Annotated in this window: 28 protein-coding genes; 10 read left to right on the forward strand and 18 right to left on the reverse strand. The window is 72.9% G+C overall.

All coding sequences use genetic code 11. From position 1 onward, the window contains the following. Positions 1 to 50: 50 nt before the first annotated feature. A complete protein-coding gene (locus OG370_RS20155; RefSeq protein WP_328466231.1) occupies positions 51 to 482 on the reverse strand; it encodes a MarR family winged helix-turn-helix transcriptional regulator in 432 nt (143 codons plus the stop codon). Between the two features lie 86 nt (positions 483 to 568). On the opposite strand from OG370_RS20155, the gene OG370_RS20160 reads away from it, so the two are divergent. Further along, entirely contained in the window at positions 569 to 1,492 is a 924-nt protein-coding gene (locus OG370_RS20160; RefSeq protein ID WP_328466233.1) for a quinone oxidoreductase family protein, read from the forward strand. Positions 1,493 to 1,540: 48 nt separating this feature from the next. Here OG370_RS20160 and OG370_RS20165 read toward each other — a convergent pair whose 3' ends face one another. From OG370_RS20165 to OG370_RS20215, 11 genes are all read right to left on the reverse strand, one after another. After that, positions 1,541 to 2,140 carry a hypothetical protein gene (locus tag OG370_RS20165; RefSeq protein WP_328466235.1) on the reverse strand — a complete coding sequence of 200 codons (600 nt, stop codon included), beginning with the start codon at positions 2,138 to 2,140 and terminating at the stop codon, positions 1,541 to 1,543. A gap of 118 nt (positions 2,141 to 2,258) precedes the next feature. Next, positions 2,259 to 2,801 carry a hypothetical protein gene (locus tag OG370_RS20170; RefSeq protein ID WP_328466237.1) on the reverse strand — a complete coding sequence of 181 codons (543 nt, stop codon included), beginning with the start codon at positions 2,799 to 2,801 and terminating at the stop codon, positions 2,259 to 2,261. A 160-nt stretch (positions 2,802 to 2,961) separates the two neighbouring features. Then, positions 2,962 to 4,311: an ammonium transporter gene (locus OG370_RS20175; protein ID WP_328466239.1), complete on the reverse strand. Its 1,350-nt coding sequence runs from the start codon at positions 4,309 to 4,311 to the stop codon at positions 2,962 to 2,964. Between the two features lie 99 nt (positions 4,312 to 4,410). Then, positions 4,411 to 5,373 carry an urease accessory protein UreD gene (locus OG370_RS20180; RefSeq protein ID WP_328466241.1) on the reverse strand — a complete coding sequence of 321 codons (963 nt, stop codon included), beginning with the start codon at positions 5,371 to 5,373 and terminating at the stop codon, positions 4,411 to 4,413. Position 5,374: 1 nt separating this feature from the next. Next, entirely contained in the window at positions 5,375 to 5,995 is a 621-nt protein-coding gene (ureG, locus tag OG370_RS20185; RefSeq protein ID WP_328466242.1) for an urease accessory protein UreG, read from the reverse strand. Positions 5,996 to 6,056: 61 nt separating this feature from the next. Continuing rightward, positions 6,057 to 6,875: an urease accessory protein UreF gene (locus OG370_RS20190; RefSeq protein WP_328466244.1), complete on the reverse strand. Its 819-nt coding sequence runs from the start codon at positions 6,873 to 6,875 to the stop codon at positions 6,057 to 6,059. Positions 6,876 to 6,878: 3 nt separating this feature from the next. Beyond that, a complete protein-coding gene (gene ureC, locus OG370_RS20195; protein WP_328466246.1) occupies positions 6,879 to 8,603 on the reverse strand; it encodes an urease subunit alpha in 1,725 nt (574 codons plus the stop codon). Next, the gene (locus tag OG370_RS20200) at positions 8,603 to 9,058 is read right to left on the reverse strand and encodes an urease subunit beta (RefSeq protein ID WP_328466248.1); all 456 of its coding nucleotides are present in this window, start codon (positions 9,056 to 9,058) and stop codon (positions 8,603 to 8,605) included. The genes ureC and OG370_RS20200 overlap by 1 nt, the downstream gene beginning before the upstream one ends. Beyond that, positions 9,055 to 9,954 (reverse strand): sirohydrochlorin chelatase, encoded by a 900-nt coding sequence (locus OG370_RS20205; protein ID WP_328466250.1) that lies wholly within the window; start codon positions 9,952 to 9,954, stop codon positions 9,055 to 9,057. The genes OG370_RS20200 and OG370_RS20205 overlap by 4 nt, the downstream gene beginning before the upstream one ends. A gap of 5 nt (positions 9,955 to 9,959) precedes the next feature. Continuing rightward, on the reverse strand, positions 9,960 to 10,265 hold the full coding sequence (locus tag OG370_RS20210) for an urease subunit gamma (protein ID WP_328466252.1): 306 nt from the start codon (positions 10,263 to 10,265) through the stop codon (positions 9,960 to 9,962). Positions 10,266 to 10,316: 51 nt separating this feature from the next. Next, positions 10,317 to 11,276 (reverse strand): urea transporter, encoded by a 960-nt coding sequence (locus OG370_RS20215; protein WP_328466254.1) that lies wholly within the window; start codon positions 11,274 to 11,276, stop codon positions 10,317 to 10,319. Between the two features lie 211 nt (positions 11,277 to 11,487). Here OG370_RS20215 and OG370_RS20220 point away from each other — a divergent pair, with 211 nt between their 5' ends. Together OG370_RS20220 and OG370_RS20225 are read left to right on the forward strand one after the other, a co-directional pair. After that, a complete protein-coding gene (locus tag OG370_RS20220; protein ID WP_328466256.1) occupies positions 11,488 to 11,961 on the forward strand; it encodes a fluoride efflux transporter FluC in 474 nt (157 codons plus the stop codon). Positions 11,962 to 11,963: 2 nt separating this feature from the next. After that, positions 11,964 to 12,332 (forward strand): fluoride efflux transporter FluC, encoded by a 369-nt coding sequence (locus OG370_RS20225; RefSeq protein ID WP_328474265.1) that lies wholly within the window; start codon positions 11,964 to 11,966, stop codon positions 12,330 to 12,332. A gap of 92 nt (positions 12,333 to 12,424) precedes the next feature. Here OG370_RS20225 and OG370_RS20230 read toward each other — a convergent pair whose 3' ends face one another. The 3 genes from OG370_RS20230 to OG370_RS20240 all read right to left on the reverse strand — a co-directional run bounded on the left by OG370_RS20230 (position 12,425) and on the right by OG370_RS20240 (position 15,370). Continuing rightward, positions 12,425 to 13,288, reverse strand: coding sequence for an ABC transporter permease (locus OG370_RS20230; RefSeq protein WP_328466258.1), 864 nt, complete (start codon positions 13,286 to 13,288; stop codon positions 12,425 to 12,427). Then, positions 13,285 to 14,376, reverse strand: coding sequence for an ATP-binding cassette domain-containing protein (locus OG370_RS20235; protein WP_328466260.1), 1,092 nt, complete (start codon positions 14,374 to 14,376; stop codon positions 13,285 to 13,287). The genes OG370_RS20230 and OG370_RS20235 overlap by 4 nt, the downstream gene beginning before the upstream one ends. A gap of 259 nt (positions 14,377 to 14,635) precedes the next feature. Next, positions 14,636 to 15,370, reverse strand: coding sequence for an alpha/beta fold hydrolase (locus OG370_RS20240; protein ID WP_328466262.1), 735 nt, complete (start codon positions 15,368 to 15,370; stop codon positions 14,636 to 14,638). A 209-nt stretch (positions 15,371 to 15,579) separates the two neighbouring features. On the opposite strand from OG370_RS20240, the gene OG370_RS20245 reads away from it, so the two are divergent. Next, positions 15,580 to 16,557 carry a D-alanyl-D-alanine carboxypeptidase family protein gene (locus OG370_RS20245; protein ID WP_328466264.1) on the forward strand — a complete coding sequence of 326 codons (978 nt, stop codon included), beginning with the start codon at positions 15,580 to 15,582 and terminating at the stop codon, positions 16,555 to 16,557. A gap of 42 nt (positions 16,558 to 16,599) precedes the next feature. Here OG370_RS20245 and OG370_RS20250 read toward each other — a convergent pair whose 3' ends face one another. Beyond that, positions 16,600 to 17,445 carry a class F sortase gene (locus OG370_RS20250; protein WP_328466266.1) on the reverse strand — a complete coding sequence of 282 codons (846 nt, stop codon included), beginning with the start codon at positions 17,443 to 17,445 and terminating at the stop codon, positions 16,600 to 16,602. After that, positions 17,442 to 18,242, reverse strand: a complete 801-nt coding sequence (locus OG370_RS20255; RefSeq protein WP_328466268.1) for a hypothetical protein — start codon at positions 18,240 to 18,242, stop codon at positions 17,442 to 17,444. Before OG370_RS20255 ends, OG370_RS20250 begins: the two co-directional genes overlap by 4 nt. A gap of 353 nt (positions 18,243 to 18,595) precedes the next feature. On the opposite strand from OG370_RS20255, the gene OG370_RS20260 reads away from it, so the two are divergent. From OG370_RS20260 to OG370_RS20285, 6 genes are all read left to right on the forward strand, one after another. Then, positions 18,596 to 19,366, forward strand: coding sequence for a hypothetical protein (locus OG370_RS20260; protein ID WP_328466270.1), 771 nt, complete (start codon positions 18,596 to 18,598; stop codon positions 19,364 to 19,366). 302 nt (positions 19,367 to 19,668) lie between these two features. Then, the gene (locus tag OG370_RS20265; RefSeq protein ID WP_010986199.1) at positions 19,669 to 19,872 is read left to right on the forward strand and encodes a cold-shock protein; all 204 of its coding nucleotides are present in this window, start codon (positions 19,669 to 19,671) and stop codon (positions 19,870 to 19,872) included. A 219-nt stretch (positions 19,873 to 20,091) separates the two neighbouring features. Continuing rightward, positions 20,092 to 21,741: a DEAD/DEAH box helicase gene (locus OG370_RS20270; RefSeq protein ID WP_328466272.1), complete on the forward strand. Its 1,650-nt coding sequence runs from the start codon at positions 20,092 to 20,094 to the stop codon at positions 21,739 to 21,741. Continuing rightward, entirely contained in the window at positions 21,738 to 22,817 is a 1,080-nt protein-coding gene (locus OG370_RS20275; RefSeq protein ID WP_328466274.1) for a fatty acid desaturase family protein, read from the forward strand. The genes OG370_RS20270 and OG370_RS20275 overlap by 4 nt, the downstream gene beginning before the upstream one ends. A 159-nt stretch (positions 22,818 to 22,976) precedes the next feature. Next, the gene (locus tag OG370_RS20280; protein WP_328466276.1) at positions 22,977 to 23,222 is read left to right on the forward strand and encodes an SCO5918 family protein; all 246 of its coding nucleotides are present in this window, start codon (positions 22,977 to 22,979) and stop codon (positions 23,220 to 23,222) included. Between the two features lie 185 nt (positions 23,223 to 23,407). Next, positions 23,408 to 24,493: an S-(hydroxymethyl)mycothiol dehydrogenase gene (locus OG370_RS20285; protein ID WP_328466278.1), complete on the forward strand. Its 1,086-nt coding sequence runs from the start codon at positions 23,408 to 23,410 to the stop codon at positions 24,491 to 24,493. Here OG370_RS20285 and OG370_RS20290 read toward each other — a convergent pair. Then, positions 24,476 to 24,928 (reverse strand): hypothetical protein, encoded by a 453-nt coding sequence (locus tag OG370_RS20290; protein ID WP_328466280.1) that lies wholly within the window; start codon positions 24,926 to 24,928, stop codon positions 24,476 to 24,478. The two genes, OG370_RS20285 and OG370_RS20290, sit on opposite strands and share 18 nt — an antisense overlap. Positions 24,929 to 24,990 lie beyond the last annotated feature (62 nt).

Below are 24,990 nucleotides of genomic sequence, written 5' to 3' on the forward strand. Positions count from 1 at the left end.
CACCCCGCCGCCCCGCCCGGGTCACGCCCCTTCCGGCGGACCCGACTCGCTCACGGCGCCTCGTGGAGCCGGGTCAGCAGAGCCGTCAACCGGCGCTGGTCGGCCGGGCCGAGGGGTGCCAGCAGTTCGGCGTTGGCCGCCTCGGCCAGCACCGCGCAGCGCGCGAGGACGGCCTCGCCCTCGGCGGTGACGGTGACCGCGTTCTTGCGGCGGTCGGCGGGGTCCGGGGCGCGCTCGACGAGCCCCGCCTCCTGGAGGTGGTTGAGGATGCCGACCATGTCCTTGGGGTCGACCGCGAGCCGGCGCCCCAGGTCGGCCTGAGCGACGGGGCCGTACTCGGCGGTCGCGGCCAGCACCGCGTGCTGCATCAGCTTCAGCCCCTCCGCGGCGATCGCCTCGGCGACCAGCCCTCTGCCCCGCGCCGCGACACGACCGACCAGCCAGGTCGGCAGGGACTGGATGTGCGCGAGGGCGGACGTCATGGACCGAGCCTACCCAGAATTCATTGGACTCCCCAACGACAATCTCCTATCGTTGGGATGCCCAACGAAGCGGATCGGGGAGTCCATTGCTGCGCATGCGCCATGAAGTGAACGGCGGGTCCGAGGTGCTGTCCGCCGAGGAGGCCGAGCGCCCCGGGGCGGGAGCCGGAGAGGTGCTGGTCCGGGTCGAGGCGATCGGGGTGACCCTGCCCACCGTGCGCAGGCTCCGGGAGAGCGCCGAGCCCGTTCCGCTCGGCGGCGAGGTCGCCGGAGAGGTCGTCGCCGTCGGCGCGGGAGCCACGGGTTTCAGCGTCGGAGAGCGCGTGACCGGGCTGTGCTTCGCCGACGCCTACGCGGAGTACGCGGTCCTCGACTCCGCGATGGCGTCCCGGGTGCCGGACGGCGCGAGCGCCGTGGAGGCGGTCGCGCTGGTCCGCAGCGGGCTGGTCGCACGCGGCGCGTACGAGGCCGCGCGGGTCGCGCCGGGCGAGTCGGTCCTGGTCACGGCGGCGGCCAGTGCGGTGGGCACGCTCGCCCTCCAGTACGCCAGGGCCGGCGGCGCCGGACACGTGGTCGCCGCCGTCAGCAGCGCGAGCAAGGCCGACTTCGTCCGCGGCATGGGCGCCGACGAGGTCGTACGGTACGAAGACGCCGACTGGGGCGGCCCGTTCGACGCGATCCTCGACGGCGTCGGCGGCGACCTGCTCGGCCCCGCCGTGCGGACCCTGGCGACGGGCGGCCGGCTGGTGGCCTTCAGCTCGGGCGGCGGCACCGTGGAGGCGTACGAACTCCTGGCCCGCGGCGCCTCGGTGATCGGCTTCCAGATGAGAGCCGTCGCCGTCGGCCGACCGGAGCTGTACGGCCGCTGGCTGCGCGAGCTCTGGCAACTGCGCGACGCGGGCACGCTGCGCACCGCGGTGCACGAGGAGATCCCGCTCGCCGAAGCGGCCCGGGCGCACGCCCTCATCGAGCAGCGCCGCAACCTCGGCAAGGTGGTTCTGATCCCCTAGCGCCATCGCCGTCACGTGACGGGCTCTGGGCCCGGTCCGCTGCCCGCGCTATCCCCGCTTCGTGCGCTTCCGCTGCGCGGCGGCGGCGCGCGGGGGCGGGGCGTCCTCGTCCCCGTCCACCGGCTGCCACTGGGGGCTCTCCGTGAGCAGGCCGTCGATCCGGCCGCGCAGGTCGTCCCGCTCGGAGGGGTCGAGGCCGACGGGCGCCTGACGCAGCACCGGCTCCAGCATCAGCCAGCGCTCCTCGACCCGCGCGGGATTGCCGGAGATCCGGCGGGCGGCGGCGGTGTCGCGCCGCTCCTTCTCCTCCAGTGCGAGCGCGGCCGCGAGTGCACGGACCGCGTCGGCGGCGTCGGCGCGGCCGGCGGCCGTCAGGTCCTCGGCGGTCGCCCCCACCGCGTGGGCGAAGCGGGCCACGGTCTCACCGGTGCCGCGGTACGCCACCTTCGTCCGGTTCACCGACTGGAAGCCCTTGACGATGCAGCGCCACCACGGCTCGCTCAGCTTCCGCTTGGAGTAGCCCAGCTTCTTCGCGACCGCCGCGCTCACCTCGGTCCGCGCGGCGACCATCCGCCCGGACAGGCCCTGTCTCGCCGCGGCCGCGGCGAGCAACAGCCCCTCGGGGGGCGGCCGCAGGCTCTCAGTCATGACGCGAGCTTCGCACCACCGCGCACCCGCCGTCCAACACCTCAGGCCTTCCACGAACCGCCGGCACCTTCTGGTGATCAGCGGACCCGGCACCCCGCGGGACCCGGCGACCCGCGGATCAGCCGGTCGTGACCACGCGGGCGGAGAGGTGGACCAGGCGGGCCACGCCGAACTGGAGCATCAGCGGCAGCGTGTGCGCGGCGGTGACGCCGTGCACCGCGCTGAAGGTGACGGTCGGGCCGGTGCCGCCGAAGGTCACCGTGGTGCCGTCGGGCAGGTAGATCCCCGCGTCCATCAGGGAGCCGGGGGCGCCGCTCTTGCCGGCGCCGGCGATGGCACCGCGACCCGCGTCCGGGGTGCCCACCATGTCGAGGTGCTCGGGCACCCCGCTGTCGTTGCGGACCGCCATCGTCAGGGTGCCGTTGCCCGCGCTGTCGAGGTGGGCGACGGCGTCGGTGATGGTCAGATCGACGTCGGCCTCGTGCACGGTGACCTGCCCGGGCGTGTCCGTCGTCGGGGCCTGCGACGGCGCCGCGTGGGACGTGCCGGAGGAGTGCGTGCAGGCCGTGGCGAACGCGGTGAGGGCCGCCGCGACCGCGATCGCCCGGGTGGCGCGTGAGGCTCGGGACGACCGGAAGGCGGTTCGGCGGTTTCGGCTCATTTAGGCATCATGCCAACCCGCGCGCCCGGCCTCGTGGCCGCCCCCGCCGATCCGCCCGCCCGGCGCGACCGCCGGCCCCGGACCACCCGACCGCCGGGCCCACGGCCCACCCGCGCACCCGGCCCACGCGGCCACGCGCGCACCCCTCCGCCCGGCCCGTTCAGTCGGACTCCTTCCGGGCCCGCAGCAACGTGGCGATCTGCCGCACGAGTTCGTCGTTGCTGGAGACCGGCCTGCCGGAGACCAGGGCGCCGAGCCGCTCGGCGGTCTGGAAGTCGTACGCGCGTTCCCGGTCCTGCCCGGGGACCTTCTCGTACTCCTCCGCGGCGCGGAACCCGACGGTCAGGTCGACCGCCTTCGCGATGATCCAGGTGAGGAGGAAGGAGAACGCCATGACGGCGAGGATCGCCACGACCTGGCGGCCCAGGAGCCCCCCTCCGCCGCCGTAGAACAGGCCCTTCTTGCCGCTGACCCGCGCGGTGGCGAGGAGCCCCACCATGATCAGGCCGATCAGCCCGCCGACCCCGTGCACCCCGACCACGTCGAGCGTGTCGTCGACGTTGAAACGGAACTTGAGGGTGATGGCGAAGGCGCACACCGCGCCCGCGACCAGACCGGTGATGACCGCGCCGAGGGTGTTGATCTCGCCGCAGGCGGGCGTGATCGCGACCATGCCGGCGACCGCGGCGGAGACCACGCCCGTGGTGGAGACGTTGCCCGTGCGCCACTTCTCGACCAGCGGCCAGGTCACCATCGCGGCCGCCGCGCCCAGCTGGGTGTTGATGAACGCGCCGGCCGCCGCGCCCTGGTCGGTCAGCGCCGAGCCGGAGTTGAAGCCGAACCAGCCGAACCACAGCAGGGCGACGCCGACCACCACCAGCGGGATGTTGTTGGGCCGCTCCTCCCGGCGGGCGAAGTCGCGCGGCGCGCGCAGCACCAGCGCGACCGCGAGCCCGGAGACCCCGGAATTGAGCTCCACCGGCAGGCCGCCCGCGAAGTCGAGCGCGCCCAGGTGCCGCACGATCCAGCCGTCCGGGTCGAACACCCAGTGGGCCAGCGGCACGTAGACGATGAGCAGCCACAGCACCACGAAGACCAGCCAGCCCCTCATGGTGGCCCGGTCGGCGATGGAGCCGCTGATCAGGGCGACCGTGATGATCGCGAAGCCCATCTGGAAGGTGCTGAAGACATACGTGGGGATGTGCCCGCTCAGCGTGGTCAGCCCGATGCCGCGCATGAACGCGTGGTCCACGTTCCCGATGAGCCCCACCCCGCCGACGTCCGGCCCGAACGCCAGGGTGTAGCCGATCGCCCACCAGACGAGCGTGCCGAAGCAGAGCGCGGCGAAGCTCATCTTGATCATCATCAGGATGTGCCGGGTGCGCACCATGCCGCCGTAGAAGAACGCCAGCCCCGGCGTCATGAGCAGCACCATGGCGGTGGCGGCCAGCAGCCACGCGGTGTCACCGGAGTCGTAGGCGGGCGGCATCGGCGCGGGAGCGACGTTCACAGGGGATACCTCACGGGGGATACCTCACAGGGGGCGGGGTGCGGATCGTCGGATGGGGGCTGTGCCGCGCGCGGACCGTCGCCGCGGCCCGTACCGTCGCTACGCCTTGCGCAGATCGGGGGCCGGCCGGCCGGTGAGCAGCTCGCGCACGCGGTGCCACACGGCGGTACGGGCCGCGGCGACCCTGATCGGGTCGCTGTCCAGCAGCCGGACCCAGGCGCCGCAGTCCCGCGGCAGCACGCTGGCGCCGTACCGGACCCCGAGCCCGGCCAGCGCCCCGTGCAGGGTGTCGGCGATCTCGGCGGCCGGCCGCAGGTCGGTGACCACGAAGAACGACGAGACGTGGTCGGCGCCGGCGAAGACCGCGGGACCGCCGCCGGGCATGTCGCCGTCCCGGCCGGAGGTCAGCCGGAGCGTGTCGATCGCCAGCAGCGTGCCGTCCGGCCGGGCCACCACCAGGTCGGCGGCGAACGCCCGGTACTGGTGGCGCTCGCCCCGGGCGAGCCGGCCCGCGGTCAGAGTGTCCCCGAGCAGGAGCGTCGCGCCGGGGGCCACGGTGACCTCGGTGCGCTGGTAGAACCGGGAGTCCCGGAACGGGATCACCGGGTCGGGCAGGTACTCCACGTAGCTGCCGGCCTCCGCGGTCAGCCGGACGAGCTGGGTCGCGTAGTCGTACTCCGTCCTGAACACCTTGCTCGCCGCCTGGGTGGTCAGGTGCACCTGGGTGCCGGGGCCGCAGCGGAAGTCCATCCGGTAGCGGTCGGCCTGCACGATGCCGCCGCCGGTGGCCATCAGGTAGACGTAGCTCATGCCGGGCAGTTCGGGGTCGATCCACAGCGGCCGCATGATCTGCAGCGGCGTCTTCTGGTAGCGCTCGACGAGTTCGGTGCGGCCGCCCCGCACCGCGAAGGCCAGGTCGAGGATGCCGACCTTGGCCGCCGAGCCGGCGGGCAGCGTGTCGGGCGCGCCCGGCGGGCCGACCACCTCGGGCGGGACCCGGGCCGCGCTGTAGTAGCCGGGGGCGAGCCGGTCGGGACGGGGACGGGCCGGGGCGCCCCGCACGTCAGACCAGCACCTTGCGGCGGGACTCCAGGTACCCGGCGATGTCGTCGATGCCGACCCCGGTGAGGCAGTCGGTCAGCACGACCGGGCGGTTCTCGCGGACCCGGTGGGCGTCGGCCTCCATCACGCCGATGTCGGTCCTGACGTACTGCGCGATGTCGATCTTGTTGATCACCAGCAGGTCCGAGTCGGTGATGCCGGGGCCGCGCTTGCGGGGCATCTTCTCGCCCTCGGCGGTGTCCAGCACGAACAGGAACAGGTCGACCAGCGCGGGGCTGAAGGTCAGCGTGAGGTTGTCGCCGCCGGACTCGAAGAAGAGCATGTCGGTGTCGGGGAAGCGCTCCAGCATCTCGGCGCCGGCCGCGAGGTTCATGGTCGGGTCGTCGCGTACGGCGGTGTGCGGGCAGGCGCCCGTCTCCACGCCGACGACGCGCTCGGGCGCCAGGATGCCGTCGAGGGTGCGGCGGACGTGCTGCGCGTCCTCCTGGGTGTAGATGTCGTTGGTGATCACCGAGGGGTGGTGGCCGCGGGCGATCAGCACCGGCACCAGCGCCTCGATGAGCGCGGTCTTCCCCGACCCCACGGGTCCGCCGATGCCGATCCGCAGGACGTTGTCGTTCACGGTGCTCCCTGGAGTGTGTGGTGGGCGTTGCCGGCGGTGGGCGCCGGCGGGTGAGGGCCGGTCAGCTCGCGAAGAGCCGTGCCTCGGCCCGTTCGTGGCGGCCCGACATGACGTCCGAGGCGAAGGCGGTCGCCCCGACGTCGGCGAGTTCGCGGCGCATCGCGGCCTGTGCGGCGGCTTCGATGACGGGCGCGGCCCGCCGCAGCAGCAGTTGCGCCTTGCGGTGGTCGGTCAGCCGCAGCCGCAGGGCCGCGCCCGCGAAGCTCGCGCAGAACGCGAACAGGTCGGAGACGACGGCCTGGCGCAGCGGCACGCCCGCCGCCGCGTAGATGATCCCGGCGGCCACCGCCTGCGTGCCGGGCGCCGCACCGCCGCGGACCCGCTCGAAGTGCGCGCCGATCTCCGGGTGGTCGAAGACCTCCCGGGCCAGGTCCAGCAGTTGGCGGCCGGTCCGGGTGGACGCGAGCCGCATCTCCCGGCCCAGCTTGGTGGCGAACAGGTACTCGTCGATCCGGACCACCGTCTCCGGGTCGCCCGCGGCGGTCGCCCGGTGGGCCAGCGCGAGCGCGGTGGCGTCGGCCGGGCCGACCGCGTGCAGCAGCAGGCCGTGCAGGAGCGCCGGCAGGCTGTCGGCGTCGACCTCCTTGGCCTGGGCGAAGCCTTCGAGCGTGTGCGACAGCGTGTAGAAGCCGCTCGGGAAGGCGGAGTCGGTCAGCTGGAGGCTGACCAGCAGCGAGCCGATCCCCGGCTCGGGCGAGGACTCGGACTCGGACTCGGACTCGGGCGAGAAGCCGGACTCCGGCGCGGGTCCGGACTCGGGCGACCGCGGGCCGGCGGTGGTGGACGCCGGCCCGGAGCCGCCCTGCTCGTCGCGGTACATGCCCTAGACCAGGAAGAACAGGTGGTTGAGGGGCAGCTCGGCGGCCGGATCGATGGTCGCGACCTTGCCGTTGAGGGTGACCTTGAACGTCTCCGGGTCGATCCTGATGTCCGGCAGCTCGCTGTTGCGCACCATGTTGTGCTTACCGATGGTGCGGGTACGGCCGACCGGCAGGATCTTGCGCCGCAGGCCCAGTTCCGCCGGGACCCCGGCGGCGATGCCGGCCTGCGACATGAAGGTGACGTGCGTGGACGGCAGCGCCTTGCCGTACTGCCCGAACATCGGCCGGTAGATCACCGGTTGGGGCGTCGGCAGCGAGGCGTTGGGGTCGCCCATCTGGGCCCAGGAGATGATGCCGCCCTTGATCACCATCTTCGGCTTGGCGGCGAAGGAGTGGATCGGCCAGAGCACGATGTCGGCGATCTTGCCCTTCTCGATCGAGCCGATGTGGTCCGAGATGCCGGTGGCGATCGCCGGGTTGATGGTGAGCTTCGCCAGGTAGCGCAGCACCCGCTGGTTGTCGTTGCGCTCGGAGTCGCCGTCGAGCGGGCCGAACTGGTCCTTGCAGTGGTGCGCGGTCTGGAAGGCGCGGGTGACCGACTCCCCGACCCGGCCCATCGCCTGGGAGTCGGAGGAGAACATGCTGATCACGCCGAGGTCGTGCAGGACCGTCTCGGCGGCGATCGTCTCGGCCCTGACCCGGCTGTCGGCGAACGAGACGTCCTCGGGGATGTCGCGGCTGAGGTGGTGGCAGACCATCACCATGTCCAGCAGCTCGTCCACGGAGTTCCGGGTGTACGGCAGTGTCGGGTTGGTCGAGGAGGGCAGGATGTTGGGCTCGCCCGCGACCCGCATGATGTCCGGGGCGTGACCGCCGCCGGCGCCCTCGCTGTGGAAGGTGTGGATGGTGCGGCCGTCGATCGCCGAGCGGGTGTCCTCGAAGAAGCCGGACTCGTTGAGGCTGTCGGTGTGGATCGCCACCTGCACGTCGTGCCGGTCGGCCACGTTGAGCGCGTTGTCGATCACCGCGGGGGTGGCGCCCCAGTCCTCGTGGACCTTCAGCGCGCACGCGCCGGCGACGATCTGCTCGTTGAGCGCCTCCGGCAGGCTGCCGTTGCCCTTGGCCATGATGCCGAGGTTCACCGGCAGGCCCTCGGCCGCCTGCAGCAGCCGCGCGATGTTGTACGGGCCGGGGGTGCAGGTGGTGCCGTTCGTGCCGTCGGACGGCCCGGTGCCGCCGCCGATCAGGGTGGTGATGCCGTTGGTGAGGGCCTGCTCGGCCTGCTGCGGGGCGATCAGGTGCACATGGCTGTCGATGGCGCCCGCGGTGGCGATGAGGTGCTCGCCGGCGATGGCCTCGGTGCCGGGCCCGATGACCAGGTCGGGGTGGACGTTGTTCTGGGTCTGCGGGTTGCCCGACTTGCCGATGCCCGCGATCATCCCGTCCTTGATGCCGATGTCGCACTTGACGACTCCGACGATCGGGTCGATGACCACGACGTTGGTGATGACGGTGTCGAGCGCCCCCTGGGCGGAGGTCGCCTGCGGGTCGGAGGCCATGCCGTCCCGCATGGTCTTGCCGCCGCCGTAGAGGACCTCGTCGCCGTACTGGCCCTCGCTGAAGTCCTTTTCGACCTCGACGACGAGATTGGTGTCCGCCAGGTGGAAGCGGTCACCGACGGTCGGCCCGAACATGTCGGTGTACTGCTTGCGGGGCAGGATCGGCATCAGTGCGAACCCTTCTTCTGCTGGGACTTCTTGGTGGGCTTCGGGGGTGTCCCGGCGGCACCGGAGTCGGCCCCGGCCGACTCCTGGGCGCCCTGGTAGCCGCGCTCGATCGCCTTGCGCACCGCCTCGACCCTGACCGGGTGGGAGGCGGTGCTGCCGTTGAGCAGCCCGCTGAAGCCCACGAGGCGGCCGGTGCCGGCGTACTCGCACAACTCGACCTCCCGCGTGTCGCCGGGCTCGATGCGTACGGCGGTGCCGGCCGCGATGTTGAGGTGCATGCCGAGCGCCTGCTGCCGGTCGAACAGCAGCGCCGAGTTCACCTCGAAGAAGTGGTAGTGCGAACCGACCTGGACCGGCCGGTCACCGGTGTTGCTGACGGAGAGCTTGACCGTGCGGCGGCCGGCGTTGATCTCGATCGGACCTTCGCCGTACAGGTACTTCTGACGGGGCGTCATGCCGTACTCCTGTTGACTTGGCCCGCACCAGGGGCGGGCGGATGGTGAGGCGCCGGTGGGTGCTGACGCGGGTGCGCGTGGGGGTGGCCGTGCTCGTGCGCGTGCTCGTGGCCGTGCTCGTGGCCGATTCCGCCGGGCTCGTGGCCGTGCTCGTGGCCGATTCCGCCGGGGCCGTGGGTATGGGCGTAGCCGTGGTCGTCGGCGTAGCCCAGCGCGGCGGCGACGCCGTCGTCACCGTGCTCGGTCCACCGGTGGCGGGCGTCGGCGACCCGCTCGGCGAGCACCCGGGCCAGCGCCGCCGGGGAGAGCAGCGGGCCGTGCCGGTGGACCGGCACCCGGGCGTCGCCGGGGATCTCGGGCGGCACGAAAGCGGCGGGCAGCAGCGTCACGGCGGAGGCGCCGAGCAGCGCGCAGCGGCGTACGCCCTCGCCCGGATCGGGCGTGCCCCCGAGGAACGCGACCTCGACCAGTTCGTGACCGCCGTGCCGGCCGACCAGGCTGCCGAGCCGGTACAACTCGGCGTCGTCGAACGGGTCCCCGGACGGCGCGGTGAGCAACAGGGCGCTGTCCGCGGGAATCCGGCCCGCCGCCGCCCGCAGCCAGGCGACCAGGTGCTGCGAGGTCCCGAACGGCTCGGCGAGCACCGTGCCGTGCCGCTCGCCGGCCGGAAGCGCCCGCAGGGTACGGGCGGTGTCCGCGACGAGGTCCGGGTGCCGGCCCAGCGTCATGGGGACGACGCACACCTGCTCGCCCTGGCCGCGCAGCCGCGAGACGCACCGGAACAGTTCCCGACCGCTGCCGACCACCGGCACCTCGGGCCCGGCCGACTCCGACAACTCCTGCCCGGACCCGGCCTCGTGCCCGCGGACGGCGACCACCCGGCAGCGCTCCGACACCGCGGTCAGCCGCCGATGGGGTCGTGGCAGGACACCAGTTTGGTGCCGTCCACGAAGGACGCCTCGACCTGGAGCAGCCCGAGCATGTCGCGCACGCCCGGCATGGTGTCGTCCTCTCCGACGACGTGCCGGCCGAGTTCCATGCAGTCGGCCACGCTCTTGCCGTCCCGGGCGGCTTCCAGAATCGCCTCGGTGATCAGCGCCACGGACTCGCTGTAATTCAGCTTGAGACCGCGGCTCTGGCGTTTCCGTGCCAGATCGGCCACCACGTACACCAGCAGTTTGTCTACCTCGCGAGGGGCGAGATTCACGTCGTTACCTTCCTCGGGGAGTCCAGCAGGGAAAGGCGGGTCGGCGGACGGTCAGTCGGCCGGCCGAAATCGGGTCAGCACCGGGACAGCCGCCATGAACGCCCATGTGGTGAGGATGAACGGCCAGGTGAAGGTGTGGCCGCCGAACGTCTTGAAGATCGCCGTCAACGCCGCCGTGAGACTCGTGGTGACCGCGGCGGCGACGAGGGTGTACCCGCCGTTCCACACCGTCGCGGCGAGGAGGACCGCACCCATGGCGATGGCGACGAGGACGGCGTTGTAGCCGTAGATGCCGTTGGCGATGGACGACGCCGGCGCGCCCAGGGCCCATGCGGCGAGGATGCCCACGACGCTGCCGGCCACCGTCCACAGCAGCACGCGGACTCCGGCGCAGGCCAGGCCGACCAGCATGATGAGGCCGACGTACCACTTGTCCACCAGGAAGACCTGCGACACGTTGGTGAAGAAGGCGTGCCACAGCTCGCTCCAGGACAGCGAGGTGCTTCCCGTGGTGCTGAAGCCCGAGGGGGCCGCGCCGTGCCAGACCCGGCTGAAGGACGACGCCCCGACCACCATGATCCCGGAGACCAGGCAGAACGGTGCGGTGAGCGCCGTGAGGCCGTACGGCTTGAACAGGACGGTGAGCGCGCCCATCAGCACGGTGCACATGATCGCGCCGACGACGGCGAGCGCGTAGGTGGACGTGTGGGCGCCCAGCGAGGTGACGAGGGCGACCCCGGTGAGGCATCCGCAGTAGCCCTGCAGACCGAGCGCGATGTTCGACCGGTCGACCCCGGCGAGATGGGCGGTGGCGGTCGACATCAGCGTGCCGATCGTCGCGAACAACCCGATCCGCCAGCCCGCGGCCCACAGCCCGGCCAGGATGAGCACGCCGGTCCAGATACAGGGTTGGAGATCGACCTGGCCCACACCGCGCACGCTCGCGACGAGAAAACCGTGCGGCTGTTTTCTCTCGATCCTCCGGAGGAAATCGGGTTCTGCGATGGACAAGGGAAATCCCAGCGTCGGCGGAATACCGGAATACGACCGGGCATTCCGGAGGGAAGTGGGCGGGGACTGCGGGAGCAGCTTGGCAGAATCTTTACGTCGAATGGGCTGCCTGCTCGGAGCGGCCGCGGGATCACACCCGCTCGGACCAAAAACGCGTCGCCCCACGCGAAGGCGTGGCAAGTCGGCGGGAAGAACCTGCCAATGTGGCGGAATGCCGCACAAGATCGCCATGAGCCGCCGTGACCACCCGGACCACCACCCGGGAGCCCAGGTGCCGGTGGTGGCCGCCGTCGCGGTCGGCGGGGCCGCGGGCGCGTGCGCGCGGCTCGGCGCCGAACGGCTGTGGCCGGACTACCAGCCGCCGGACTTCCCCTGGACGATCCTGCTGGTCAACACGACGGGCTGCCTGCTGATGGGCATCCTCATGGCGACCGTCAAGTTCGGGTTCCCGAACGCGCCCCGGCTGATCAGCCCGCTGCTCGGCACCGGGGTGCTCGGCGGCTTCACGTCGTTCTCCCACTACACCGACAACGTGCGGCTGCTCTTCCACCGCGGGCAGCCCGGCTACGCGGTGGGGGACCTGCTGCTGACGCCGGCGGCTGCGCTGACCGCGGTGACAGTGGGCGCGCTCGGCACCCGGGCACTCCTGACCCGCGTGCGGGCCACGGGAGGTGGCGGGCGATGACGGTGGCCGACTGGCTGCTCGTGGTGGCCGGCGCGCTCGTGGGCGCGCCGATCCGCTATCTGCTGGGCGCCGAGGCGAACCACCGCCTGTCCAGCGGTTTCCCGCTGGGCACCTTCGCCGCCAACTCCGCCGCCGCGCTGCTGCTCGGCTACGTGGTGCGCACCGGCATGGGCGCCCACCTCACCCCCGAACGCACCTACCTGCTCGGCGCGGGCTTCTGCGGCGCGCTGTCCACGTGGTCGACGTTCTCGTACGAGCTGCTGACGCTCACCTCCAAGCGTCGACTGGTCACCGCGGCGGCCTACCTGCTGCTCACCGTGGGGACGGGCGTGGGGCTGTCCTTCGCCGGGGCGGCGGCCGCGGCGTTCTGAGGACGGGGGCGGGCGCGGGTCGGAGGAGCTTACGGGCGCGGCTCGGAGGGGGTACGGGCGCGGGTCGGCGGCCCGGAAGGGGCGCCGCGACGTCATACCGCCCTGCGGTAGAGCCACACGCCGAGCGGCGCGAAGACCGCGACGATGCCCGCGTCCCAGGCGAGCGCCTGCCAGACGTCGTTGACGGTCGGCCCGCCGAGCACCAGGGCGCGGACCGCCTCGGCGGTACGGGACACCGGCTGGTGCTGGGCGAACGCCTGGAGCCAGCCGGGCATGGTGTTGACCGGGATGAAGGCCGCGGAGGCGAAGACCAGCGGGGCGAGGACGGGAAAGGCCGCGGCCTGTGCGGTCTCCGGGTCGCCGACCGCCATGCCGACCACCGCGAAGATCCAGGACATCGCGAACCCGAAGGCCAGCACCAGCAGGATTCCGCAGAGGAAGGCCGGCACCCCGGCGTGGATGCGGAAGCCGATGGCGAAGCCCACCGCCGTCATCAGCGCCACGACGAAGACGTTCCGCACCAGGTCCGCCAGGGTCCGGCCGACCAGCACCGCCGATCTGGCCATCGGCAGCGACCGGAACCGCTCCATCAGCCCGGTCTGCATGTCCGTGGCCAGGCCGATCGCGGTGTTCATGGCGCCGAAGACGGCGGTCTGCACGAAGATGCCCGGGATCAGGAAGTCGACGTAGCTGACCCCGTGCAGCGCGGGGGAGACGACCCCGCCGAAGACGTAGCGGAACATCAGCACGAAGACCAGCGGCTGGATGGTGGAGAACACCAGCAGCCGGGGCACCCGGCGCAGCCCGATCAGGTTCCGCCAGGCGACCGCCAGGCCGTCCTGGGCGGTGCGGGTCAGGCGCGACAGCGGCCGGCTGGGCGGGCCGGGCGACAGGGCGCCGCCGGTGTCCGCCTCTCCGCGGCCGGCGTAGCGGCGCAAGGCGGCGGCCCCGGTCACGACGCCGCGCCCGCGGAGGAGGCGCCGCCGCCGGGAGGCGGACCCCCGCGAGGCTCGTCGCCGCGGGGAGGATCGTCGCCGCGAGACCCACCGCCGTCGGACGACGGATCACCGTCGACGGGCGGGTCCGCGCCTTCCGAGGGCGACGCGGGACCGCTGAGGTGCCCGGTCAACTGCAGGAAGACATCGTCGAGGCTGGGTTCCCTGACCGCGACGGCGGCGGGCACCAGGTCGCGCTCGTCCAGCGTGCGCAGCACCCCGAGCAGCGGCCGGGACCCTTCCCGCGAGACCAGCCGGAGCCGTACGCCGTCGATGTCGGGCGGCTCGGGCACCCGGTCGCGCAGCGCCTCCGCGGCCCGAACGGCCCGGCCGGGCTCGCCCATGTCGAGCTCGATGACCGTGTTGCCCAGGTCGGCCTTGAGCAGCGCGGGGGTGCCGTCGGCGATGGCCCGGCCGTGGTCGATGACGACGACACGTTCGGCGAGTTGGTCCGCCTCCTCCAGGTACTGGGTGGTCAGCAGCACGGTCGTCCCGTCGGCCACCAGCTGGCGGATCATCTCCCACAGCGCGATACGGCTCTGCGGGTCGAGGCCGGTGGTCGGCTCGTCGAGGAAGAGCACCGGCGGGTCGGGGACGAGCGCGGCGGCGACGTCCAGCCGCCGGCGCATACCGCCGGAGTAGGTGCGCGCGGGGCGGTCGCCGGCCGCGGTCAGGTCGAAGCGCTCCAGCAGTTCGCCCGCGCGCCGCTTGATCCGGGAGCGGCGGACGTGGGTGAGGCGGCCGATCAGCCGCAGGTTCTCCCGGCCGGTGAGGTTCTTGTCCACCGCCGCGTACTGCCCGGCCAGCCCGATCAGGTTCCGGACGGTGACGGCTTCGCTGACGACATCGTGCCCCAGCACCTCGGCGCGCCCGCTGCTGGGGCGCACGATCGTGGTCAGGATGCGGATCGCGGTGCTCTTGCCCGCTCCGTTGGGGCCCAGCAGGCCGAAAACGGTGCCGGGCTCGACGTCGAAGTCCACGGAGTCCAGTGCCTGGACGGAACCGAACTGCTTGCTGAGGCCGGAGACGCTGATGGCTGCCTGGTCCACGGGACCACCTCGATCGGGCATAGCGGAACTGCCTCCACCTCCATTCTTGCTCCGGGCGGGCAGGACCGCAGAGGGGCGGCGGACCGGGCGGGGCGGCCTGGACGGCGCCCGGCCCCGGGTGCTCGGCCCTCCGGCGGCTACGCGGACGGGGTGACGGTGGCGAGCGGGCTCCCGTCGCTCTCCGTGGTACGGCAGGTGCAGCGCGTGCGGGGCGCCGCGAACCGGCGGGCCCTTCTGGTCACGGCCCACGGCCCACGGCTCACCGCAACGAGCGCGGCGACGCGGCCCGGGGCAGCGGGAGGGCGAGGCCGTCCGGGTCGCCGGGGTGGCGAGCGAAGGCAGCGGCCATCTCGGCCGGCACGGGTGCGAGGCCGAGCAGGGCGGCGGCACCGAGGGCCGCGAAGCGGTGCCACGCCCGCATCCGGCGGAGCATCGCGTGGTCGCCGCCGGGCAGTTCGTACCGGGCCACCTGGGCGCCGGCCGCGCGGGCATCGGCCGCCATGCGCAGCGACTCGGCGGGCGAGGTGACGCGGTCGGCGGTGGCGTGCGCGAAGACCAGGCGACGGTGGGCGAGTTGGGCGACGGGTTCGCCCGGCGGGCACCAGGGCGCGAGGGCGACCACGCCGGCCACGTCCGCGGCGCCGGCCGCACGCAGCGCGGCCCGCCCGCCCATGGAGTGGCCGATCAGCACGGTCGGCGCTCCGCCGGTCAGCGCCGCCAGCCGCTCGACCGCCTCGGCGGCGTCCCGCGCGGCGTCGGCCCGCCCGCCGTTCCAACCCCGGTACCGGTAGCGGACCTCGGCGACGGCCACGCCCCGGCCCCCGGCGGCCCGGGCCACGGCGGTGGCGAACGGCCGCATCCGCAGGGCGGGGACGTTCAGCCGGGACGGCGCGCGGGTGTCCCGCTCGTAGCCGCCGTGCAGCAGCAGGGCCGCCCCGACGGCCGCCGGAGGCAACCGCCGTATCACGAGCCGCTCTTCGCCCCGCTCCGTCACGCCCACCCTCCTCACCGCACCCGTCGCGCGCCGCGAACCGCGGGGCCACCGCAGGAGTCTGCCGTACCCGCGGAAACCCGGCCCCCCGGGTACCAATCAAACGGAATATCAGAAAATATTGCCTGCGAGGACGCACCGTTGGGCCTCGCCCAACGTCTCTCCTCAGAGCGGCACTTCCGCACGCCGCCCCACGAACATCTGGAGCAGTAGTGAGAACCGACATCAGCGGCATCCGCCGGGTCTCGGCCGCGGCGGTCACCGCCGCCGCCCTCCTCGCGGCGGGCGCGCTCGCCGCCCCCGCGGCCCAGGCCACCCCGCAGGCCGCGCCCGCCACCGCGAAGAGCGCCGCGACCACCGCGGCCAAGACCGCCACGGCAGCCAAGACCGCCGCGAAGGCCGCGCCCAAGGCTCCGTCGATCGTCGCCAAGGGCGGCTACGTCATGAACAACGGCACCGGCGCCACCCTCTTCACCAAGGCCGCCGACACCCGCCGCTCCACCGGCTCGACCACCAAGATCATGACCGCCCGGGTGGTCCTGGCCAACAAGCACCTCAACCTGGACGCCAAGGTGACCGTGCAGAAGGCGTACAGCGACTACATCGTCTCCAAGGGCGCGTCGTCCGCGCACCTGATCGTCGGGGACAAGATCACCGTCCGGCAGCTGCTCTACGGTCTGATGCTGCCGTCCGGCTGCGACGCCGCCTACGCGCTCGCCGACAAGTTCGGCACCGGCTCCACCCGGGCCGCCCGGGTGAAGTCCTTCATCGGCACGATGAACTCCACCGCCAAGTCGCTCGGTCTGAAGAACACCCACTTCGACTCCTTCGACGGCATAGGCAACGGCAAGAACTACTCGACGCCGCGCGACCTGACGAAGCTCGCGAGCAACGCGATGAAGTACTCGACCTTCCGCACGGTCGTGAAGACCAAGTCGACCAAGCAGAAGGTCACCACCAAGTCCGGCGGCTACCGCTACATGTCCTGGACCAACACCAACACCCTGCTGGGCACCTACTCCGGCACCATCGGCGTCAAGACCGGCTCGGGCCCCGAGGCCGGCTACTGCCTCGTCTTCGCCGCCACCCGCGGCAAGAAGACCGTGATCGGCACGGTGCTCTCCTCCTCCTCGGTGTCCGCGCGCACCTCGGACGCGAAGAAGCTGATGGACTACGCCTTCAAGAAGTGACCTGACCCGGCCCGACCCGAACCGAGCCGAACCGGCGGACCGTCACTTCAGCAGATGCGCGAAGACGACCGTGTTCCCGTCGTAGCCGTGCGTGCGGGCGTTCCAGTCGCCGCACGTGATCAGGCGCAGCTCGGGGTCGGACGTGTTTCCGTACACGTCGAGGGTCGGGAAGGTCCTCTTCTCGTACGAGCGGAGCGCGTCGATCGTGAAGACAGCCGTCTTGCGGTCGGCGCGGGTCACCGTGATCCGCTCGTGCGGGCGGAGCGCGCCGAGCCGGTAGAAGACCGCCGGGCCGGTGGCGTACGAGTCCACGTGGCCGAGGATGACGGACGGGCCGACCTGGCCGGGCGCCGGCGAGTTGCGGTACCAGCCGGCCTGGAGCGGCTTGCCCGGCACCTCCAGGGTGCCGTTCTTGTTCAGGCCCAGGTCGAGCAGGTCGGAGTGGACGCCGATCGCGGGGATGTCCAGTCCGGTCGGGCGGGACGCGGGCAGCGCGCCGCCGGCGGCCGGGGTGCCGGCGGCGGTGGTCGGCGCGGGCACTCCCGAGGCGGTCACGTGCGGCATGCCGGGCATCCCCGGCATGGTGCCGGCGGCGGCCGGGCCCGCCTGCGGCGGCGGCTTCGCACCGCCACCGGCGCCGGCCAGGATCACCGTCACGCCGGTGGCGACGCAGGCCACCGCGAAGGCGACCAGCAAGGCCGCCGTACGGCGCGAGTTCCGCGTACGCCCCGGGCCCGCGTCCTCGACTTCCTTGTGAGCGGGGCCGATCGGGTCGTCCGGGCCGGCCGGAGCGCCGGGGCCCGCGGACGCCGGACCGTCCGGACCTTCCGGACGGCCGGCGCGCGCGGGGTCCGCGGAGCCCGCCGCTCCCGCCGGGTCGTCGTTCATCGGCCCGCGGTGTTCCGGCGGCGCAGCGCGTAGCCGCCGACCCCGAGGCCGAGCAGGGCCGCGGCGCTGCCGCCGGCGACCATCCCCGTGTCGGTGCGGCCGTGCTGGGTGGCGCCGTCGCCGGTGTCCGCGCCACCGCCGGGCATCGTGGTCATCTGCGAGGTCGTGAACGCGCCGCACAGCGCCGGGTCGGTGGCCTCCGCGGGCAGCGACTTGTCCAGTTCGCTGGCTCCGAGCACGTCGTCGTACGTGCCGTTGCCGTTGTAGTCGATGCCGTGGACGACCAGAACCGCCTTGCCGGACTTCAGGTTGGCCGCGACGTCGTCGCTGACCTCCAGCGTGCGGCTGTAGTGGACGGTCGAGCCGGACGGGAAACGGGTGACGGCCAGCGCGCTCTTGGCCGAACTGTCGCCGCTGGTGGTCAGCGACGTGCCGATCATGCCGTAGTCCTTCATCGCGTCGGCGACGTCGGTGGAGCTGTGCCCGTTGTGCTGCTTGGCCTCGCTCGGCTTCGGGCAGACCCCGCCGCCGTCCACGTGGAGGTGCATCGCGTGCCGGGAGGCGCCGCCGACCAGTCCGGACGCGGTCACGGTGATCTTCGCGGTGTTGCCGGAGAGTTGGACCATCGCGGTGCCGCTGCCGGTCACGTGGTTGGCGGTGACCGGGTCCAGCGTCGCCTGGTAGCTCACCCACGGGACGTCGGGCGAGGCGGGCGCCGCCCACGCCGCCGCCGGGAGTGCCAGCGGGACCGCGGCCACCGCTATCGCCGTCAGTACGCGTGCGCTGGTGTGCTGCATGGTGTGTCCTTCGCTCGGGCCGGAACCACCGGGCCGGCTGCGCACCGGCGCGCTGGGTGGAGGGACTCTCCACCCAGCCATTCGGAGCGGTGTGCTCCGCGGGTTGGTCCGTATGTGCGAAGCGCGGTCCCGGCGGGACCCGTGGAACCGGGCCCCTGGGGCGAGTTGACGAGCCACCGGCCGGTGGCCGGTCTCCCGAGCGATCCCCCTGCCGCCACGGGGAGGCGCCACCGGGCAACCCGCGGGGCCCTCGACACCGAACAACGCCATGGAAGTCGGTCCGGACGGCGCGGCCGGGGCATACACACACCGGCGGGCCGTTCGCGAGGAGACGAGGAGAGAGGAGGGACGCCGTGATCACCGAGCCGGAACTGACCGGCGGCTCCGAGGAGCCCGGACCCGACGTGATCGCCGACGACGCCGACGACGCCGACGGCACCTGCGGCACCCGCGGCCGCTCCCGGTTCCGCTTCCCGCCGCGGCGGCACTGGACCTGGGGGCTCGGCGGCCTCGCGGTCACGTCCGCGCTGTGGACGGCCGGCCTGCACCTGTACGACGACCACCGCCGCGCCGGGCCCGACCTGCACGGCTACACGCTCGGCGCCAGCCCCTGCGCGGGCGACGGCCTCGCAGCGCTCACCGCCGCGCTCAAGGCCACCGGCACCGAGGCGGTGACCCCGGCCGCCGCCCACCTCGGCCCCGCGCTCGACCAGATCCACTGCACCCTGTCGGTCGGGGCCCGCACCCCCGGCGCCGTCACCAGCAGGTACCAGGTGTTCGTCACCATCGACCTGCACAAGCGCACCGACCCGCGGGCCGAGTTCGAGGACCAGCGCGGCCTCGACACCGGCGACCTCACCCCGGCCGAGCACGACACCGCCGTCCCGGGCCTCGGCGACGAGGCGTATCTGCTGACCATCAGCACGCAGACGGAGGAGCTGCGGGTGCTGCACGGTGGTGCCGTCTTCTCGCTCACCCTGACCGGCTTCAACGACCTCGCCCCCGACCCGGCCGTGGCGAACTCGTTGCGCGGCCGCCCGGCGAGCCCCGACGACCTGAGCCGGTACCGCAGCGCGCTGGTCGCGGCGATGCGGGACGTGATGAAGGCCCAGCAGCGGCACTGATCGTCGGGCGGGCGCGCCGGCCCGACGATCACGTTCTGCCAGCTCACCCGGCCGCGGCACGGCTGGGTACGCCTGCGGCACGGCTGCGGCACGGCTGCGGCACGGCTGCGGTACTGCGCGCTTCGCCGCAGGTGTGCTACCGTTTAATTGTTGCGGTTGTGGTACCCATGAACTCTGTGTGCGCCTGACGGGATGTGACCCTCGGGCGCATTTTGTTTTCCGGCCTCCAGATGGGGTCATTGCAGCGACACCTGGCTCGTAAAGTGCGAGTTCGGGAACTGCACCATCAGAGGAAGTTAGACATGGCAACCGGTACCGTTAAGTGGTTCAACGCGGAAAAGGGCTTCGGCTTCATCGAGCAGGACGGCGGCGGCGCCGACGTCTTCGCCCACTACTCGAACATCGCCACCCAGGGCTTCCGTGAGCTCCAGGAAGGCCAGAAGGTCACCTTCGACGTCACGCAGGGCCAGAAGGGCCCGCAGGCGGAGAACATCGTCCCGGCCTGATCGGACGAGTAGTACTCGAGCCGGGTCCCGCTACTTTGGGCGCGGGGCCCGGCTTTTCCGTACCTGGGTGCGAATCCCGGACGGATGGACGTTTTCCGTTCCACCGCAGTTCACCTCCTCCGCTGTTCATCTCTCCGGCTCGTTCTGCGGGTCTCCGCCTGATGTCACCTTTTGCGGAGTCTTTTTCGGCACGCGCCGCCTTCGAGGAAGGCTTCACGCATGCCTGAAAGAAATCGCCAGTCCTATTCGGGCGGTCCGGCCCGCGCCCGGCGCAAGCCGCGCGGCCCCCAGCAGGGCGGCGGCCGCCCCGGCGCCTCCCGCGGCTCCGGCCGTTCCGGCGGACGCCCCGCCGACACCGGCTCCGAGGAATCGGTCTACACCACGGTCACCCCGGCCCCGCCGGCCGCGAGCACCTTCGCCGAGCTGGACATGCCCGCCGCGCTGACGGAGGAGCTGACCCGGCAGGGCGTCACCGTGCCGTTCCCGATCCAGGGCGCGACGCTGCCCAGCTCGCTGGCCGGCCGCGACGTCCTCGGCCGGGGCCGCACCGGCTCCGGCAAGACCCTCGCCTTCGGGCTGGCCATGCTGGCCCGCACCGCCGGGCAGCGCGCCGAGCCGCGCCAGCCGCTCGCGCTGGTGCTCGTGCCCACCCGCGAACTCGCCCAGCAGGTCACCGACGCGCTCACCCCGTACGCGAGGGCGCTGCGCCTGCGGCTGGCCACGGTCGTCGGCGGGCTGTCGATCAGCCGCCAGGCCGCGGCGCTGCGCGGCGGCGCGGAGATCGTCGTCGCCACCCCGGGCCGGCTGCGGGACCTGGTGGAGCGCGGCGACTGCCGGCTCGACCGGGTCGTCATCACCGTGCTCGACGAGGCCGACCAGATGGCCGACATGGGCTTCCTGCCCCAGGTCACCGCGGTGCTGAACCAGGTGGTTCCGGGCAGCCAGCGGATGCTGTTCTCCGCGACCCTCGACCGCAACGTGGACACCCTCGTCCGCCGGTTCCTGTCCGACCCGGTGGTGCACGCGGTGGACCCGTCGGCCGGTGCCGTCGCCACCATGGAGCACCACGTGCTCCACGTGACCAGCGAGGACAAGCGCGACGCCACCGTGCGGATCGCCGCCCGCGAGGGCCGGGTGCTGCTCTTCCTGGACAGCAAGCGCGCCGTGGACCGGCTCGCCAAGACCCTGCTGGCCAGCGGCGTACGGGCGGCCGCGCTGCACGGCGGGAAGTCCCAGCCGCAGCGCACCCGTACCCTCACCCAGTTCAAGAACGGCGAGGTGACCGCGCTGGTGGCCACCAACGTCGCCGCGCGCGGCATCCACATCGACGACCTCGACCTGGTGGTCAACGTCGATCCGCCGGCCGACCACAAGGACTACCTGCACCGCGGCGGCCGTACCGCCCGCGCGGGCGCGTCCGGCAGCGTCGTGACGCTGGTGCTGTCCGACCAGCGCCGCGACATGGAACGGCTGATGGCCAAGGCCCGGATCACCCCGCGTACCGCGAGGGTGCACTCCGGTGACGAGGAACTGGCCCGGATCACCGGTGCCCGGGTGCCCTCCGGGGTGCCGGTCACCATCGCCGCACCGGTGCCGGCGGCGCACGCCTCCGGCACCTCCACCGGACGCGGCGGCAGCAGGCGCAGGCCACGGGCGGGCGGCGCCTCCGGCGCGGGTTCCGGCCGGGGCGGCGCGGGCCGCAGCGGCGGCAACGCCGCACGCACGGGCGGCGGCTCCGGCCGCGGCGGGGCGGGCAGTTCCGCCGGCGGCTCGGCGGGGACCTCCGCCGGACGCTCGGGCGGCTCCCGCTCAGGGGGCACCCGCTCCGGCGGCGCCCGCACCGCGCAACCCCGCGGGCGCGCCGCATGAGGCCCGCCGCGGCGGCCGCGCTCGCCACCGCCGCACCGCTCCCCGACAAGGCCGCCGACGACGGCGCGCCCTGCGAGGGAAGCGACTTCTCCGCGCTCTCCCGGCGGATCACCGACTCCGGCCTGATGAAGCGCCGCCCCGGCTACTACGTGGCCCGGATCGGCGGCGTCGCCGCGCTGTACATCGGCGCGTGGACGGCGTTCGCGATGCTCGGCCACACCTGGTGGCAGCTGGCGATCGGCGGCGTGCTGGGGGTGCTCTTCTCCCAGATCGCGCTGGTCGCCCACGACATAGCCCACCGCCAGGTGTTCCGGCTGCGCCGGCCCAGCGAGGCCGCCGGCCGCATCGCGGGCAACCTCTGCGTCGGCATGAGCTACGGCTGGTGGCAGGACAAGCACACCCGCCACCACGCCAACCCCAACCACGAGGAACTGGACCCGGACGTCAGCCCGGACATCCTGGTCTGGTCGCAGGGCCAGGCCCGTAACGCCCGCGGCGTGGCCCGCTGGATCGGCGGCCGCCAGGCGTACTGGTTCTTCCCGCTGCTCACCCTCGAAGGCATGAACCTGCACGTGGCCGGGGTGCGGGCGCTGTTCCGGCCCGCGTACAAGCAGCGCACCCTGGAGGCGGTGCTGCTCGGCGTGCACATCGCCGCGTACATCACGGCGCTGCTGCTGATCCTCACCCCGCTCCAGGCGCTGGCGTTCGTCGCCGTCCACCAGGCGGTGTTCGGCGTCTACATGGGCTGCACCTTCGCGCCCAACCACAAGGGCATGCCGACGCTGACCGGCAAGGACCGGCCCGACTTCCTGCGCCGCCAGGTGCTCACCTCGCGCAACGTGCGCGGCGGGCGACTGACCGACATCGCGCTCGGCGGGCTGAACTACCAGATCGAGCACCACCTCTTCCCGAGCATGCCCACGCCGCACCTGCGGCGCGCCCAGCCGATAGTGAAGGCGTACTGCGCGGAACTGGGCATCGCCTACGCGGAGAGCGGGCTGATCTCCTCCTACGCCCAGGCGCTGCGCCATCTGCACGACGTCGGCGCGCCGCTGCGGGCCGGGACCACCACCTGACCGGACCTGGTCCCGGACCTGGTCCCGGACCTGCCTCGGACGACGCCTTCCACGGCGCCGGCCGGGGCGGTCCGGGGCGGTCGAACAGCAGGTATGCCCCCTGCCGGAAACATGAGAGTGTGGAGTTTTCGGCCCTGTCCCCTCTCCCCCTGTCGAGGCATGATGCGCGTCACCATCGCCCGCCACCACTTCTACTTCCACCCCTCCGAGGTGGAGCAGGTGATGAGCGGGGTCACTCCTGAGCCCGTCACCGGCAGTTCCGTCGACATCGGCGGGGTCCGCTACCCGCTGATGCAGGTCGGCGCGGCTCTCACCCGCCAGGACCGGCGCGACTTCAACGCGGGCGAAGTGGAGCGGGCGATGCAGGCGCTCGGGTTCCCGTTGCACAGCACCACGGCCGGCTAGTTCGGGAGCGCCGGTTCGGTACGGGGCGGCCGGCGCGCGGTCGCCCCGTTCCCGTACCGGTTTCCGTACCGGTTCTTGTTCCAGGTTCCTGTCTCCGGCGAGCGCGGGCGCTGCGTGGCTGGTCGCGCGGCGCCCCGCATCCCGGGACAATGCGAGGTCGTCCCAGACGCAGAGAGGTGGATGCCGTGGTGCAGCAGGTGCGGGGTGTGGTGGCGCGGAGCAAGGGCGGCCCGGTCGGCGTCGAGACGATCGTCGTACCGGACCCGGGGCCGGGTGAGGCCGTGGTCGCGGTGCAGGCGTGCGGGGTGTGCCACACCGACCTGCACTACCGGGAGGGCGGCATCGGGGACGACTTCCCGTATCTGCTCGGCCATGAGGCGGCCGGTGTGGTCGAGTCGGTCGGCGCCGGGGTGACCGAGGTCGAGCCCGGGGACTTCGTGGTGCTCAACTGGCGCGCGGTCTGCGGGAACTGCCGGGCGTGCCGGCGCGGCCGGCCCTGGTACTGCTTCGACACGCACAACGCCCGGCAGAAGATGACGCTGCTCGACGGCACCGAGCTGTCGCCCGCGCTGGGCATCGGCGCGTTCGCCGACAAGACGCTGGTGGCCGCCGGGCAGTGCACGAAGGTCGATCCGGCGGCCTCCCCCGCCGCCGCGGGGCTGCTGGGCTGCGGGGTGATGGCCGGGCTCGGCGCGGCCCTCAACACCGGTGGCGTGGGCCGGGGCGACTCGGTCGCGGTGATCGGCTGCGGCGGGGTGGGCAACGCCGCGGTGGTCGGCGCCCGGCTGGCGGGCGCCGCGCGGATCATCGCGGTGGACGTCGACGACCGCAAGCTCGCCACCGCGCACCGCCTGGGCGCCACCCACACCGTCAACTCCCGCACCAGCGAACCGGTCGAGGCGATCCGCGAGCTGACCGGAGGCTTCGGTGCCGACGTGGTGATCGAGGCGGTCGGCCGCCCCGAGACGTACCAGCAGGCCTTCTACGCACGGGACCTGGCCGGCACGGTGGTCCTGGTCGGCGTGCCCACCCCGGAGATGAAGCTCGAACTCCCCCTGCTCGACGTCTTCGGCCGCGGCGGCGCCCTGAAGTCCTCCTGGTACGGCGACTGCCTGCCCTCACGCGACTTCCCGATGCTGATCGACCTCTACCTCCAAGGCCGCCTCGACCTCGACGCGTTCGTCACCGAGACCATCGAACTCCCCGACGTCGAACAAGCCTTCACCCGCATGCGCGACGGCGACGTCCTCCGCTCAGTAGTCGTGCTCTGACCCGCCCACCGGGTCGATCCGCAGATCCACCGCGTCGTTGTCCCGGTTCGGCATCCGCCACACCCGCAGCACCGTGAAGCGGGCGCCGAACCCGGTGAAGCTGTCGCCGGCCGAGACCATCCGCCAGCCGGCCGACGACGGCTTCCCGTCCGACCCCACGATCACCTTCGCCTGCCGGTCCCCTGGAGTCGCCCCGAACCACGCCCGGGTCACCGCGTTCACCGCCACCACCCGCCCGTCGGACAGCCGCAGATAGTGAGAGGGCACCGACGGATTGCCGCCGACCGTCACGGGCACCCGCAGCACATCCGCCGCGTGCGCCACCAGCGGGGGCGGCTTCTTCTCGGCGTTCCGGGAGTCGTGCACCTCGTGCACCAGCGCGACCAGCACCACCGCCAGGACCCCGGTCAGCACCGCGGCCACGACGACCGCCATCCGACGGCCACGCCGACCGAGCCCGCTCACCGCGGACCCGCGCAGTCGTCCCCGGCGCCGTC

It is taken from the genome of Streptomyces sp. NBC_00448, assembly GCF_036014115.1.
Classification (GTDB): Bacteria; Actinomycetota; Actinomycetes; order Streptomycetales; family Streptomycetaceae; genus Actinacidiphila.

What these genes read in the sequence shown, in the direction of transcription:
- ureC (WP_328466246.1), bottom strand. Translation starts at nt 8,603, where the DNA reads ATGCCGATCCTGCCCCGCAAGCAGTACACCGACATGTTCGGGCCGACC.
- OG370_RS20250 (WP_328466266.1), bottom strand. Translation starts at nt 17,445, where the DNA reads ATGAACGACGACCCGGCGGGAGCGGCGGGCTCCGCGGACCCCGCGCGC.
- OG370_RS20290 (WP_328466280.1), bottom strand. Translation starts at nt 24,928, where the DNA reads ATGGCGGTCGTCGTGGCCGCGGTGCTGACCGGGGTCCTGGCGGTGGTG.
- OG370_RS20270 (WP_328466272.1), top strand. Translation starts at nt 20,092, where the DNA reads ATGCCTGAAAGAAATCGCCAGTCCTATTCGGGCGGTCCGGCCCGCGCC.
- OG370_RS20255 (WP_328466268.1), bottom strand. Translation starts at nt 18,242, where the DNA reads ATGCAGCACACCAGCGCACGCGTACTGACGGCGATAGCGGTGGCCGCG.
- OG370_RS20165 (WP_328466235.1), bottom strand. Translation starts at nt 2,140, where the DNA reads ATGACTGAGAGCCTGCGGCCGCCCCCCGAGGGGCTGTTGCTCGCCGCG.
- OG370_RS20220 (WP_328466256.1), top strand. Translation starts at nt 11,488, where the DNA reads ATGCCGCACAAGATCGCCATGAGCCGCCGTGACCACCCGGACCACCAC.
- OG370_RS20155 (WP_328466231.1), bottom strand. Translation starts at nt 482, where the DNA reads ATGACGTCCGCCCTCGCGCACATCCAGTCCCTGCCGACCTGGCTGGTC.
- OG370_RS20200 (WP_328466248.1), bottom strand. Translation starts at nt 9,058, where the DNA reads ATGACGCCCCGTCAGAAGTACCTGTACGGCGAAGGTCCGATCGAGATC.
- OG370_RS20170 (WP_328466237.1), bottom strand. Translation starts at nt 2,801, where the DNA reads ATGAGCCGAAACCGCCGAACCGCCTTCCGGTCGTCCCGAGCCTCACGC.
- OG370_RS20265 (WP_010986199.1), top strand. Translation starts at nt 19,669, where the DNA reads ATGGCAACCGGTACCGTTAAGTGGTTCAACGCGGAAAAGGGCTTCGGC.
- OG370_RS20190 (WP_328466244.1), bottom strand. Translation starts at nt 6,875, where the DNA reads ATGTACCGCGACGAGCAGGGCGGCTCCGGGCCGGCGTCCACCACCGCC.
- OG370_RS20275 (WP_328466274.1), top strand. Translation starts at nt 21,738, where the DNA reads ATGAGGCCCGCCGCGGCGGCCGCGCTCGCCACCGCCGCACCGCTCCCC.
- OG370_RS20280 (WP_328466276.1), top strand. Translation starts at nt 22,977, where the DNA reads ATGATGCGCGTCACCATCGCCCGCCACCACTTCTACTTCCACCCCTCC.